This window comes from Kitasatospora sp. NPDC034023 (genome assembly GCF_055575795.1).
The window spans coordinates 36,364-49,500 of the sequence record NZ_JBVIRY010000024.1; the positions used below are offsets into that span (position 1 = coordinate 36,364).

General features: G+C 72.3%; 10 protein-coding genes. 6 read left to right on the forward strand and 4 right to left on the reverse strand.

The genetic code is table 11. From position 1 onward, the window contains the following. Nucleotides 1-48: 48 nt before the first annotated feature. The 3 genes from ACZ52R_RS28190 to ACZ52R_RS28200 are packed head-to-tail and all read right to left on the reverse strand — an operon-like array spanning nucleotide 49 to nucleotide 2,783. The gene (locus ACZ52R_RS28190) at nucleotides 49-579 is read right to left on the reverse strand and encodes a MaoC family dehydratase (RefSeq protein WP_360501290.1); all 531 of its coding nucleotides are present in this window, start codon (nucleotides 577-579) and stop codon (nucleotides 49-51) included. Between the two features lie 18 nt (nucleotides 580-597). Beyond that, nucleotides 598-1,833, reverse strand: a complete 1,236-nt coding sequence (locus ACZ52R_RS28195; protein ID WP_360501293.1) for an aminotransferase class I/II-fold pyridoxal phosphate-dependent enzyme — start codon at nucleotides 1,831-1,833, stop codon at nucleotides 598-600. A 2-nt stretch (nucleotides 1,834-1,835) separates the two neighbouring features. Further along, nucleotides 1,836-2,783 carry an HpcH/HpaI aldolase/citrate lyase family protein gene (locus tag ACZ52R_RS28200; RefSeq protein ID WP_465614776.1) on the reverse strand — a complete coding sequence of 316 codons (948 nt, stop codon included), beginning with the start codon at nucleotides 2,781-2,783 and terminating at the stop codon, nucleotides 1,836-1,838. Nucleotides 2,784-3,174: 391 nt separating this feature from the next. Between ACZ52R_RS28200 and ACZ52R_RS28205 the strand changes: the two genes are divergently transcribed. Both ACZ52R_RS28205 and ACZ52R_RS28210 read left to right on the forward strand, forming a co-directional pair. Continuing rightward, entirely contained in the window at nucleotides 3,175-4,899 is a 1,725-nt protein-coding gene (locus ACZ52R_RS28205) for an nSTAND1 domain-containing NTPase (protein ID WP_465754383.1), read from the forward strand. 490 nt (nucleotides 4,900-5,389) lie between these two features. Beyond that, nucleotides 5,390-6,469 (forward strand): inosamine-phosphate amidinotransferase 1, encoded by a 1,080-nt coding sequence (locus ACZ52R_RS28210; RefSeq protein ID WP_360501301.1) that lies wholly within the window; start codon nucleotides 5,390-5,392, stop codon nucleotides 6,467-6,469. Here ACZ52R_RS28210 and ACZ52R_RS28215 read toward each other — a convergent pair. Further along, the gene (locus ACZ52R_RS28215) at nucleotides 6,457-8,709 is read right to left on the reverse strand and encodes an HAD-IIB family hydrolase (protein ID WP_465754384.1); all 2,253 of its coding nucleotides are present in this window, start codon (nucleotides 8,707-8,709) and stop codon (nucleotides 6,457-6,459) included. The two genes, ACZ52R_RS28210 and ACZ52R_RS28215, sit on opposite strands and share 13 nt — an antisense overlap. Nucleotides 8,710-9,001: 292 nt before the next feature. Between ACZ52R_RS28215 and ACZ52R_RS28220 the strand changes: the two genes are divergently transcribed. The 4 genes from ACZ52R_RS28220 to ACZ52R_RS28235 all read left to right on the forward strand — a co-directional run bounded on the left by ACZ52R_RS28220 (nucleotide 9,002) and on the right by ACZ52R_RS28235 (nucleotide 13,116). After that, nucleotides 9,002-9,760 (forward strand): DeoR/GlpR family DNA-binding transcription regulator, encoded by a 759-nt coding sequence (locus ACZ52R_RS28220; protein ID WP_465614779.1) that lies wholly within the window; start codon nucleotides 9,002-9,004, stop codon nucleotides 9,758-9,760. A 179-nt stretch (nucleotides 9,761-9,939) separates the two neighbouring features. Continuing rightward, complete coding sequence (locus tag ACZ52R_RS28225) at nucleotides 9,940-11,226, forward strand: extracellular solute-binding protein (RefSeq protein WP_465614780.1); 1,287 nt, start codon at nucleotides 9,940-9,942, stop codon at nucleotides 11,224-11,226. A 106-nt stretch (nucleotides 11,227-11,332) separates the two neighbouring features. Further along, nucleotides 11,333-12,268, forward strand: a complete 936-nt coding sequence (locus ACZ52R_RS28230) for a carbohydrate ABC transporter permease (protein WP_465614781.1) — start codon at nucleotides 11,333-11,335, stop codon at nucleotides 12,266-12,268. Then, nucleotides 12,244-13,116 (forward strand): carbohydrate ABC transporter permease, encoded by an 873-nt coding sequence (locus tag ACZ52R_RS28235; RefSeq protein ID WP_465614782.1) that lies wholly within the window; start codon nucleotides 12,244-12,246, stop codon nucleotides 13,114-13,116. The genes ACZ52R_RS28230 and ACZ52R_RS28235 overlap by 25 nt, the downstream gene beginning before the upstream one ends. Nucleotides 13,117-13,137: the final 21 nt, after the last annotated feature.

The window sequence follows — 13,137 nt, forward strand, 5'->3', positions numbered from 1 at the left end:
CGGTGTGCGCACCGGGCCCGACAGCGGACTGTCGGGCCCGGTGACCGGTCAGTACCCGGCGACCTCGTCCAGGCCGTGGCCGCGCAGCGGGACGAGGAAGCTGCGTTCGAACACCACCACGGCCTCGCCGGTGGACTTCGTCCCGGTGGTGCGGCAGCTCACGATGCCCTGCCCGGCGCGGCTCTTGGACAGCCGCTTGGCGAGGGTCTCGGTCTCCGCGTAGAGGGTGTCGCCGGTGAACACCGGGTGCGTCATCCGGATGTTCTCCCAGCCCAGGTTGGCGATGGTGCGCCCGCTGGTGGAGCGGGCCGTCATCCCGCCGACGATGCTGAGCGTCACCAGGCTGGAGACGATCGGCCGTCCCCAGGGGGTGTGCGCGCTGTAGGCGGCGTCGATGTGCAGCGGGGCGTCGTTCATGCTCAGCATGCTCATCAGCACGTTGTCGAGCTCGGTGACGGTCCGCCCGGGGCGGTGCTCGACCACCTCGCCGACCTCGAACTCCTCGTAGTAGCGCCCGACCACCTCGCGGTAGCGGCGCTCGCCGATCCGCCGGTAGCCGGCGGGTTCGGTTCCTTCCATGGTGGCTGTCCCCAAGTCCTAGAGGTCGGCGGTGAGTTCCTTGACGTGGCCGGCGAACTCGCGGATCAGCCGCTCGTCCATGTCGGCGCGCATCATCAGCCGCAGTCCGGCCTCGCCCTTGGGCACGATCGGGAAGAACACCGCCGAGCTGTAGAAGCCGCGCTCGAAGAGCTGGGCGGACAGCTTGACGGCCCGCTCGGCGTCCCCGACGTCGACCCGGCGCACCGGCAGGCCGTTGCCCGCGAAGGTGGTCGGCAGCAGTTCGTCGAAGAGGTCGATGTTGCGGTTCAACTGGGCTTGCAGGTCGCCCAGTTCGGGGGAGCGGTGGATGGCGGCACTGCCCAGCGAGGCGCCGACCAGCGGCAGCGCGACGTTCTGCGACCAGCCGACCGGGCCGGCGTGCCGGTGCAGGAACTCGAACTGCTCGCGGTTGCCGAGCATCGCGACGCCGCCGCCGGTGCCGAAGCCCTTGCCGAGGCTCGCGACGATGACCGTCAGCGGGTTCATCTCCAGCCGGGAGCGGACGAAGCCCTCGCCGCGCTCGCCCATGATGGACAGCGAGTGGGAGTCGTCGATGTAGAGGAACAGTCCGTAGCGGTCCTGGAGTTCGAGCAGCCCGTCGAGGGCCGCCGCGCCGCCCATCGAGTACGCGCCGTCGGCCACGTAGGCGACCCGCGGGTACTTGCGGCAGATGTCCTCGAGGTAGTTCAGGTCGTTGTGCGGGCAGGTCAGCACCAGCGACTCGTCCGCGCAGATCGGCTTGACGTACGCCATGCAGAAGTGGCAGAAGCGGTCGAAGACCATCACCCGGGGTCCGCCGCCGCCCTGACAGGCGCCGTCGAGGTGGCCGGAGGCGATCAGGGGCAGGATGCCGGCGGTGAGCGAGGTGCAGGAGGCGCCCGGCAGGATGTGCGCGCCGAACAGCTCGCCGAGTTCCTCCTCCAGGCGCACCAGCAGGTTGTGCCGGATCCGGGTGGTGGAGGTGACCAGCCAGGTGCTGCGGGACTCGGCCAGTGCGTCGACCGCGGCGGCCGCGACCGAGGGGTGGTTGTTCAGGCCCAGGTACGCGCAGGAGACCATGTTGGCGAACTCGTGCCCGGTCTCGCGGACGATCAGCCGGTTGTTGGACTCCGAGTCCACCGTGATGCCGATCAGGCCGTTGGCGGCGGCCGCCTGCCAGACCGGGTCGGCGGCGGCCAGCATGGCCTCGGCGTTGCGGTACCGGCGCGGGCCCAGGATGGATTCTTCGGTCATCGTCACTTCTCCGTCGCGTGGTTCGGGGTGTCGGTGGGCGCGTGGCCCTGCGGGGGGATCTGGGCGCGGCCCTGCGGGTGGCCCTGGGGAAGGTGCGAACCGTCCGGCCGGGGCGGGTCGAACTGCTCGATCAGGCGCTGCGAGGCCTCGAAGAACGGCATGCCGACCATCACCCCGTCCACCACGGTGACCGAGCGGCCGTTCTCCAGACCCGCCGCGACCACCCGGCGGGCGCGCGCCAGCAGCTCCTCGTCCGGGCTGAACGTCTCGTTGATCAGCGCAAGTTGGCGGGGATGGACGGCGATCTTGCCGCTGAACCCGAAGTCCCGGGCGAGCCCGGCCTCCCGGCGCAGCCCGGGGAGGTCGGCGACCTCGAAGAACGGCGCGTCCATCGCCTCCACCGCCGCCGCGCGGGCGCTGTTGACCACCCGGGCGCGGGCGTGGGCCAGGGCCTCCCAGGAGAGCCGGGCGCCGACCGCGAAGGCGTAGTCGGCCGAGCCGAAGACCAGCCCGCGCAGCCGGTGCCCGGCGGCCGCGATGGCGGGCGCGTGCTCGATGCCCAGCGGGGTCTCCACGACGGCCAGGAACTCCGTCTCCGGGCAGTCCGGACCGAGCGCGCCGGCCGCGATCTCGATGTCCCGGGGGGACTCCGCCATCGGGATCAGCACGATGTCCGGCTTGACCCGGTACCGGGTGATGGCGATCAGGTCGCGCAGACCGTCCGGTCCGGACAGCGTGTTGATGCGCACCGCGCTGCGCGCGAGCTTGGTGGACGGGAGCGCGAAGAACTCCTCGGCGAGCCGGCGGGCCTCCTCCTTCCGGGCCGGTGGGACCGAATCCTCCAGATCGACCATGGCGATGTCGGCGCCGGACTGGTGGCTCTTGGCGTACCGCTCCACCGCCATCGCGGGTGTGGACAGGAGGGAACGGCAGTAGCGCGTGAACTTCATGGATATCTCCGAAGTCAGCGAAGGCTGCGGGTTCCGGTTCTATCCCACCGGCTTTGTTCGGCGCCGTGTGACTGGACATTGAACATCAACTCGGAACAACCGACCCGCACGCACCATTGTTTGACGCCAACCGTGCTGTGCATGATGAATCACCGGGGGACGGACACGAGACACGCGCGGCGCGCGTGGGCACGTGGGCACACAAGGGTGTCAGGACACCGCTTCAACGAAGAAGGGGGCCGAAGTGCCGCGTCGGGAAAGTCCACTGGAGCCAGGGGACGGGCCGCTGCTGCGGTTCGCGGGCGACTTACGGGCCATGCGGGAACGCGCCGGAAGTCCGCCGTACCGTCAACTCGCCCTCCGGGCACACTGTTCGGCCGCCAGCCTGTCGGTGGCCGCGGGAGGCCGGCGGCTGCCCAGCCTCTCCGTCACCCTCGCCTACGTCCAGGCCTGCGGCGGGGACGTACGGGAGTGGCGGCACCGCTGGCAGCTGCTCGCCGCCGAACTGGCCGCCGACACCGCCGCCCGGCGGCGCGCCCAGGACGCCGGGCGGGCTCCCTACCCCGGCTCGGCGGCGTTCGAGGCGGCCGACGCCGAGCGGTTCTTCGGCCGCGAGGCGCTGCTGGACCGGCTGGTCGCCCTGCTGGCCGAACGGCGGCTGGTGATCCTCGCCGGGCCGTCCGGGGCGGGCAAGTCCTCGCTGGTCAGAGCCGGTCTGCTGGCCCGGCTCGGCGGGGCTCCCGCTGCCGGTACGGCCGCCGGTGCCGCTGTCGGTGCGGCTGCCGGCGCCGCCGGTGGTACCGCTGCCGGGAGAGGCGGGGCCAGGGGCGGAGCGGGGCGGGCCCCGGCCGGTGGCGGCATCCCGGTGGCGCTGCTGACGCCGGGTGAACGACCGATGGAGGCGTACGCGCTCGCGCTCGCCCGGCTCGGGCAGCGAGCCGGGGAGACGACGCGCGGCGCGTCCGGACCGACGGGCGGCGACCCGGTGCTGGTGGTGGACCAGGGCGAGCAACTGCGTACCCGCTGCCGGGACGCCGCCGAGCGGGCCCGCTTCCTGGACGCCCTGGTGGCGACGGCCGAGGGCGGTCCGGGCGAGGCCCTGGCCGGGCTGCCGGTGGCGGCGCCGGCCCGGTGCCGGGTGGTGCTGGTGATCCGCTCGGACCAGAGCGGGCCGCTGTTCGCCGAGCACCTGGGGCTGGCCGACGCCGGACGCCACGGGGTGCTGTCGATGGGGCGTCCGGCGCCGGACGAGCTGCGGCGGGCGATCACCGAACCCGCGTTACGGGCCGGCTGCACCGTCGAGGGTGCCCTGCTGGCCGTCCTCATCTCGACCGCCGCTCAACAGCCCGGCGCGCTCCCGCTGCTGTCCGCGGCACTGCTGGAGACCTGGCGGCGGCGCAGCGGCAACGCGCTCACCCTGGCCGGGTTCCAGGCCACCGGAGGTTTCGAGGGCGCGCTGGCCCGGACGGCGGAGACGCTGTACAACGGGCTGGATGCCTCCGACCGGAGCCGGGCGCAGGCGGTGTTCCTGCGGCTCGGTGGGGAGTTGCTCGGCGCGGGCGAGGACGCCGCCGGCGGCGCGATGGCACTGGGCGACGGGCTGAGCCCCGGCGGCGAGCTGGTGTCGGGCGGCGACGAGGGCACCCGCAAGCCGGTCCGGCGTGCCGAGTTCGACGATCCCGGTGTGGCGGAGGTGATGGAACGGCTGATCCGGGCGCGGCTCGTGGTGGTGGACCGGGACAGCGTCGAACTGTCCCACCACGCGCTCCCGCAGGCCTGGCCCAGACTGCGCGGCTGGCTGGCCGAGGGCCGCGAATCACTCGGCGAGCAGCGCAGGCTCACCACGGCCGCGCGGAGTTGGGCCGCCGCCGAACGGGATCCGGAACTGCTGTACCGGGGTATCCGGTTGGAGCAGCTCATGCGGCGGGTGGCGGCCGGCGAGCTGACCACGGCGGGGGTCGAGCGGGCGTTCCTGGCGGCCTCGGCGCGGGCGGCCGTCGCCGACCGGCGCCGGGCGCAGCGCCAGAACCTGGCGGTGGCCGGGGTCGCCGCGGCGGGCGGGGCGCTGCTGGCCCTGGCGGGCGGCAGCCGGATCCGTCGGGCCTGGCCGTGGTGAGCGCCGGGGTGTGAGTGCCGGGTCGTTCGCGGGAGCGGCGGTGGCCGTTCCCGCGAGCGCCCAGCTCGGGCCGTCGCCCGGTTGTTGCCCGGGGTGTTGCCCGGGGTGTTAGTCGGGGCATTGCCCGAGGTTGCCCGGGTGTTGATCAGCGCCGGAGCACGGGAGTTGAACAACGCGCGGATCAATCGACGGTTCGTCACGGCGGCGCATTCGGTGCCGATCACGGTCCTTGCGCCGCCGTCGGCCGGGCGGGTAGCTTGACGATCGATCCCGGCCCGTCGAAAGGCGAATTCGGCTGCCCGGCCGGTGATTTCCCGTACGCCGTGGTCGGCCGGAGGCGGTCCGGCGAACAATCCGTACCGATTTCCCTTTTCCCTGGCCGGTTCCGCATGGCCGGGGGGACCACGCTCCGCCGCCGGCGCGCGGTTGTTCGCCGCCGTATCCGCGTTTCCCTAAAACCGTGTCACTAAACCTGCGTCAAGGGGGAGTCATGTCCAATTCGGCCCGTCCGGTCCACAGCTGGGACGAGTTCACCACACTGCGGGAGGTCGTGGTCGGCAGCGCCGTCGGCGCCCGGCTTCCCGAGCAGACCGAGCCGTCCTCCTGGCTGTCCTGCTTCCCGAAGACCAGCGCCGCCGACCTCGCCTCGATCCAGGTCGGCCCCTACTCGCAGCAGGTCGTGGAGGAGACCGAGGAGGACCTGGACGCGCTGGTGGCCACCCTGCGCGGCCTCGGCGTCACCGTCCACCAGCCCGAAGCGATCGACCACGCGGCCGAGTTCGCCTCCCCGCTCTGGAAGGCCGACGGCGGCTTCCACTCCTACTGCCCCCGGGACCTGACCCTGGTGGTCGGCGAGACGGTGATCGAGGTCGCGAGCCCGATGCGGCAGCGCTACTTCGAGGTCTTCGGGCTGCGCGGACTCTTCCAGGACTACCTGCGCCGCGGCGCGCGCTGGCTGGCCGCCCCCCGGCCGCAGCTGACGGACGCGCTCTTCGAGTACGACGCGGACGGACTCCCGCTGCTGGGCGAGGCCGAGCCGGTCTTCGACGCCGCGAACGTGCTGCGGCTCGGCCGGGACGTGTTCTACCAGGTCTCCCGCAGCGGGAACGAACTCGGCCTGCAGTGGCTCGAATCCACCCTCGGCCTGCTCGGCGACGGCGGCCTGAGGCTGCACCCGCTGCGCGACATCTACGGCTACACCCACATCGACAGCACCATCGCCCTGCTGCGGCCCGGGCTGGTGCTGCTCAACCCGGAGCGGATCAGCCCGGAGACCGTCCCGGAGCCGCTGCGGGGCTGGGACATCCTGTGGTGCCCGCCGGCCGAGCCCTCCGGCGACCTGCCCGAGCACGCGCTCAGCGAGAGCTGGATCAGCATGAACCTGCTGATGGTCTCCCCGGACACGGCGATCGTCGAGTCTGGCCAGGAGAGCCTGATCAAGCTGCTGGAGCACTCCGGAATCACCGTCCTGCCGCACCGGCTGCGGCACTCCCGGGTGCTCGGGGGCGGCTTCCACTGCGTCACCCTGGACATCCGGCGCGACGGCGGGCTGGAGGACTACCTGTCCTGACACGCGCGGGGGCCGTCCCGGTCGGCGGCCGCGAGCCGTCGGCCGGGCCCGCCCGTGGAGCGGTCATCGACGCGATCCACCGTCGGCCGGCGGATCGCGTCGATGACCCGCAGCGCCCAGTCCACCGGCCGTTCGTGGGCGAGGAGCGCGGACAGCCGTGCCATGCGGGTGCGGCGCTCGCCCGGGGTGGCGTCGAGGGCGCGGGCGAGGACGGAGCTGAGGTCCTCGGGCGAGCGGGGATCGGTGAGCAGGGCCGCGTCGCCGAACTGGGTGGCGGCGCCGGTGTGCCGGGAGAGCACCAGCACGCCCGGCCCGCGGTCGCGGTGCCCGGGGAGAGCAGCCCGGGCGGCTCGGGCGGCTTGGGCGGCGACGAACTCCTTGGCCGTGAGGTTCATGCCGTCCTGGAGCGAGGTCACCCAGAACACGTCCGCCGCCAGGTACTCGTCGACGACCTCGGCGAAGGCGAGGGCATGGGAACGGTAGTCGACCGGCTGCCAACTTCCCTTCCGCCAGGTGTCGTTCACCGCGTCGATGCGTCTTTCGAGCAGGGCCCGGGTGGTGTCGTAGGCGGTGATCCCCGGTTCGGGCGGCGGGCAGACCAGCCGGAAGGTGAGCCGGCCGCGCAGGTCGGGCCGGTCGGCGAGCAGCCGGTCCAGCGCGTCCACCTTCTGGACCGGCGCCTTGACGTAGTCGAGGCGTTCGACCGAGACGACGAGCCGGTCTTCCGCCGACCGGACCGTGGGCGGCCGGGAGCGGGCCAGGGCCTCGATGGCCGGGCGGTCGATCCCCAGCGGATGCACGCCGAGCCGGGGCGTGGACGGCAGGCCGGCCGAGGACAGGACGTCCCGGAAGTGCTCGGCGAAGGCGGCGGTGTGGAACCCCGCCCAGTCCAGGCGGCCGAGCGAGGCGCGTAGTTCCGCCGCGACGGGCAGGGCGGCGAAGACGTCCGCCGGTGGGAAGGGCGTGTGGTGGAACAGCCCGACGTGCAGATCGGGCCGGGTGGCGTGCAGGAGCCCGGGCACCAGCCACAGGTTGTAGTCGTGCAGCCAGACGGTCGCGCCGGGAGCGGCCTCGGCGCCGATGCGCTCGGCGAAGCGGGCGTTCACCGCACGGTAGGCGGCCCAGGTCTGCGCGTCGTGGACGGAGCGGTGCGGTTCGGACATCAGCACCGGCCACAGGGTGTCCTTGCACGCCTGGTGGAAGTACGCGCTCCACTCGGTCCTGCTGACCGGGACGAGGGACAGCGGGAGCCCGTGGCGCCGTTCACCGGCGGCGGTGCCACCGGGAGCGGTGCCACCAGCAGCCGTGTCGCCGGCGCCGGGCCGGGCGGCGACCCAGGTGCCCGGCAGCCCGTCGGTGAAGGCACTGGTCAAGGTCGGGAGGATGCCGTTGGGGCTGGCCGTCGGCCGGCCGGCCGGGTCCGTCCGGCGCGGGTCCGTCCGGCGCGGAGACGGAGGCGGAGACGGGGGCGGGCGGTGGTAGCCCACCACGAGGGAGTGCCGGCGCCCGGTGCGGCGGGCGGCGGGTGTCACCCAGCCGAGCGCGAGCAGTGCCGCCAGGATGCCGCCCGCACCGCGCCGGTGCGCCCGGTGGACGAGCGGGTCGGCGCCGACCGCGGCGCTCAGGGCGGGTTCGGCACCGGCGACGATCACCCCGTGGGTACCCTGCCGGAACAGTGACAGGTCGTTGAGCGAGTCGCCGGCCACCAGGATCGACTCCGCCGGCCAGGCCAGCTTGTCCGCCAGGGCCCGCAGCGCGCTGCCCTTGGAGACACCCGGTGGAAGGACGTCGAAGTAGCGGTCCCCGGAGTACACCCAGGCGCAGCCCAGTGACTCCACCGCCGCGGTCAGCTCGCCCGTCAGCCCCTGCGGCGGCAGGTGGAACGAGCAGCGGCCGTCCTGCGCCACCTCGTGCTGGTAGTCGAGCGTGCGGAAGCGGGCCAGCGCGGTGCGTACCCGCTCCGCGCCCGGCCAGCCGGTGCGCAGCTGCTCCTGCAGCGGCTCCACGGTGGACAGGTCGGTGCCGTCGAGGACGGTCGCGCCGACGTCCGCGATGACCCACCGGGGCGGCGGCACCAGAGCGTCGCGCAGGACCTCGCGGACCGAGGCCGCGCCGCGGCCCGTGGCGAAGACCACCGTCACCTCGGGGTGGCGGGCCAGGGCCTCCCGTAATCGGCGCCGGTCGTCGGTTCCGCCGCCGAGCAAGGTGCCGTCCAGATCGGTGACCAGAATCCTCGACATCCGACGGACGCTAACACGATCACCCGGCGTGGTGAAGTGTTCACTTCAGCCGAAGCGGGCGGCGCAGGCCAGGGCGGAGGGGATCCGCGAAGTACGGTCCGGCGCCGAGGACTTCAGCCGGGAGCGGGAGCCCGGCCCGGCCGAGCGGGAGGAACGTGGTGGACCGGACGCTGGAGGTGAACCGGTCGACTGGGGAGGCCCGAAGGCGTGTGCCGTCACGGCGGCCGTCCGGTAGCCGGTGAGCAGTTCTGCGCGGAACCGGCGACCGCGAGGGCGGCACTAGACTTCCGCCATGCTCAAAGCTGACCGAACCGCCCGGATACTCGCGCACATCACCGAGGCGGGCAGCGCCGACGTGCACGGGCTGGCCGGGCTCCTCCGGGTGTCCGCGGCCACCGTCCGGCGCGACCTGCAGGAGTTGCACGACCAGGGGCTGCTGCACCGCACCCGCGGCGGCGCCGTGACCGGGGCCGTCAACCTCGAACTGCCGCTGCGGCACAAGCACGGGAAGCGCCAGGCGGAGAAGCGGCGGATCGCCCTGGCGGCCGACCGGCTGGTGCCGGACGGCGCGGTGGTGGGCCTGACGGGCGGCACGACGACGAGCGAGCTGGCCCGGGTGCTGGCGGAGCGCGGCGGGATCACCATCGTCACCAACGCCGTCAACATCGCGGCCGACCTCATCGTCCGGCCGGACATCCGCCTGGTGGTGGTGGGCGGCCTGGCCCGGACCACGAGCTACGAGCTGGTGGGGCCGGCCGCCGACCGGATGCTCGCCCAGTACCACCTGGACATCGCCTTCATCGGGGTGGACGGCCTGACCGCCCAGGAGGGCTGCACCACGCACGACGAGATGGAGGCCCAGACGGACCGGGCGTTCCTGCGCAGCAGCGCGCGGTCGGTCGTCCTGGCGGACAGCACCAAGATCGGCCGGGTCACCTTCGCGAGGATCTGTCCGCTCGCCGAGGTCGACGACCTCGTCACCGACGGCGAGGCCACCACGGCGCAGGAGACGGCGGTGGCCGCCTGCGGAGTGCGGGTCCTGCGCGTCTGAATCCCGCCGAACCGTACCCACTGGAAAGCCCGGCCGGGCCGCCCCGGCCGGGCTTTCTGGTGCACCACCCGTTGACATGAACTGTCAGAGGCAGGAAGCTCTTTCGGAACTGCTCAAAACCAGCTTTCTTCAAGCAACTTGGATCAGCGAATCAAGCGCGTACGAAGGCGGTAACTGCGGTGAACAAACCTGTGCTGGCCCTCGCCACGGTGTGCGCCCTCGGCGCACTCACCCTCACGGCCTGCGGCAGCGGCGGTGGCAGCGGGAGCGACGACGGCGGGAACGGCTCCGGCCGAAAGGTGACGCTCAGACTGGTCGCCGCCGACTACGGCGACAAGGACGCCAACAGCTCGAAGGCCTACTGGAAGGGCGTCACCTCCGCCTTCACGGCGGCCCATCCCGACATCACGGTCGACGTCCAGGTGGTCAACTGGAACGACATCGACAAGCAGGTCAAGACGATGATCCAGAGCGGCAACGTCCCGGACGTCCTGCAGACCGGCGGCTACGCCGACAAGGTCGCCGACGACCTCCTCTACAAGGCCGAGGACGTGCTGTCCGCCGACACCCGCGCCGACTTCATCGACAGCCTCGCCCAGGCCGGCCGCGTCAACGGCGTGCAGTACGGCATCCCGTTCGTCTCCTCGGCCCGCGCCTTCTTCTACAACAAGGAGGTCTTCCAGCAGGCCGGCCTCACCCGGCCGCCCACCACCTGGGAGGAGGTGCGCGCGGACGCCCAGCTCATCAAGGCCAAGGTGCCCGGGGTCACCCCGTACGCGCTGCCGCTCGGCCCGGAGGAGGCCCAGGGCGAGAGCATGCTCTGGGAGCTGGGGAACGGCGGCGGCCCCACCGGCAAGGACGGCACCTACACCATCGACAGCCAGGCCAACGTCGACACCTTCCGCTGGCTCAGGGCCAACCTCGTCGACCCCGGCCTGACCTACGCCAACCCGGCCACCACCGACCGCAAGACCGCGTTCGCCGACTTCGCCGCCGGCAAGGCCGCCATGCTCAACGGGCACCCCTCGCTGATCACGATGGCCCGGGACGGCAAGGTCGACTACGGCGTCGCGCCCGTCCCCGGCAAGGCCGGCCCGCTCCCGTCCACCCTCGGCGTGGCCGACTGGATGATGGCCTTCAAGAAGAACGGGCACCGCGACCAGATCCGCACCTTCCTCGACTTCGTCTACACCAAGGACAACACGCTCCGGTTCTACGAGACCTACAACCTGATGCCGGTCACCCAGGACGCCCTCCAGGACATGACCGTCGGCGGGAAGCACAAGGACCTCGAACCGTTCTTCGCCCTGCTGCCGCACGCCTCCTTCTACCCGCTCGGCGACACCAGTTGGGACGCGGTCTCGGCCGAGCTGAAGAAGTCCGTCGGCAGCGCCGTGGCCGGCGACCCGGTCAAGGTACTCGGCGACCTGCAGAAGAAGGCCCAGGACGCCGTCGCCAACAAGTAGCCACGCCACGCCCCCAGCGCAGCCACGCCCCCAGCGCAGCCATGCCCACAGGGCAGTCACGCCCCCAGCCGGCCGTCGTCGTCGTGCCCCGCGAAAGGCACCCGCAGTGACCCACAACTCCCGTGCGCCGCAGGCGGCCAGGCCCCGCCGGCGCGCGCCCGCCCGCCCGCGCCGCCCCGGCGGACTCGGACCGCTGCCGTGGATCGCCCCGGCCCTCCTGCTGATCGTCCTCGTCGTCCTGTGGCCCGTGTACGAGATGGTCCGCACCTCGTTCCTGCGCGTCAGCACCAGCGGATTCGTCCGCGGCTCGGCCGGGTTGGACAAGTACCGCAAGCTCTTCGACGAGGCCGACCTCGGCCACGTGCTGCTCTCCACCGTGCTCTGGACCGTCGCCGTGGTCGGTCTGACGATGGTGCTCTCGCTCGGCCTGGCCCAGCTGTTCGACCAGCGTTTCCCCGGCCGCAGGTTCGCCCGCTGGGCCCTGATCGCGCCCTGGGCCGCGTCCGTCCTGATGACCGCCATCGGATTCCGGTGGATGCTCGACCGGACCGCCGGCGTGCTCAACACCGCGATGACGGACCTCGGCCTCGTCGACGGGCCCCGCGACTGGCTCGGCGATCCCGCGACGGCCTGGCCCTGGATGGTGGCCGTCGCGGTCTTCGTCTCGCTGCCGTTCACCACCTACACCCTGCTCGCCGGCCTGCAGACCGTCCCCGGCGAGCTGTACGAGGCGGCGCGGGTGGACGGCGCCTCCCGGTGGCAGACCTACCTGAGGATCACCCTGCCGCTGCTGCGCCCGGCCTTCCTGGTCGGTCTGGTGATCAACCTGATCAACGTCTTCAACTCCTTCCCCGTCATCTGGGGCATGACCCAGGGCGGCCCGAGCAGCGACACGGCCACCACCACGGTGTTCATGTACCAGCTGAAGAGCTCCGACATCGGCGAGTCCGCGGCCATGTCGGTGGTCAACTTCGCCCTGGTCGTGGTCATGGTCCTGGTCTTCCTCAAGGTCAGCCGATGGACGAGCCGGGAGGAGAGGTGACGAGGCAGGTGACGAGGCACCGGACCGGGCGGGGCATCCGCCCGCGCACCCTGGTGGTCGCCGCACTGGCCTGGCTGCTGGCCGCGGTGTTCCTGCTGCCGTACCTGGAGATGGCCGTCACGGCGCTGCGCCCGGCCGACGAACTGCGCGACGCGAGCTACCTGCCGCGGCACTTCGCCTGGTCCAACTTCGTCGACGTGTGGCGCGACTCCACGCTCGGTGCCAACCTGCGGGTCACCCTGCTGGTCGCCGGCGGCTCCACCCTGCTGGTGCTGCTGGTCGCGCTGCCCGCCGCGTACCACACCGCGCGCGTCCGCTACCGGGGGCGCCGGCTCTTCCTGTTGCTGGTCCTGGTCACCCAGATGTTCCAGCCGACCTCGCTGCTGGTGGGCCTGTACCGCGAGTTCTACCGGCTGGACATGCTCAACTCGGTCTGGACGCTGATCCTCTGCAACTCCGCCTTCAACCTGGCCTTCGCCGTCTGGATCCTCACCGCCTACATCGGCTCGATCCCGGTCGAGCTGGAGGAGGCCGCCATGCTCGACGGGCTCGGCCGGCTCGGGGCACTGTGCCGGGTGGTCCTGCCGCTGGCCATGCCCGGCGTGGTCACCGCGCTGGTCTTCACCTTCATCGCGGCCTGGAACGAGTTCGTGATGGGCCTGACCCTGTCCACGGCGCCCGAGCGCCAGCCCCTCACCGTCGGGATCAACAGCTTCATCGGCAACTACACCGTGGAGTGGAACTACCTCTTCGCCGGCTCGGTCGTCGCCATCGTGCCGGTCGTGGTGCTGTTCGCCCTCATCGAGCGCCGCGTGGTCTCCGGACTGACCGCCGGATCGGTCAAGTAGCGGCGGCTGCCGCCCGGTCGA

Coding starts and splice junctions, on each gene's coding strand:
- ACZ52R_RS28190 (WP_360501290.1), bottom strand. CDS start 579: ATGGAAGGAACCGAACCCGCCGGCTACCGGCGGATCGGCGAGCGCCGC.
- ACZ52R_RS28195 (WP_360501293.1), bottom strand. CDS start 1,833: ATGACCGAAGAATCCATCCTGGGCCCGCGCCGGTACCGCAACGCCGAG.
- ACZ52R_RS28200 (WP_465614776.1), bottom strand. CDS start 2,783: ATGAAGTTCACGCGCTACTGCCGTTCCCTCCTGTCCACACCCGCGATG.
- ACZ52R_RS28210 (WP_360501301.1), top strand. CDS start 5,390: ATGTCCAATTCGGCCCGTCCGGTCCACAGCTGGGACGAGTTCACCACA.
- ACZ52R_RS28215 (WP_465754384.1), bottom strand. CDS start 8,709: ATGTCGAGGATTCTGGTCACCGATCTGGACGGCACCTTGCTCGGCGGC.
- ACZ52R_RS28220 (WP_465614779.1), top strand. CDS start 9,002: ATGCTCAAAGCTGACCGAACCGCCCGGATACTCGCGCACATCACCGAG.
- ACZ52R_RS28235 (WP_465614782.1), top strand. CDS start 12,244: ATGGACGAGCCGGGAGGAGAGGTGACGAGGCAGGTGACGAGGCACCGG.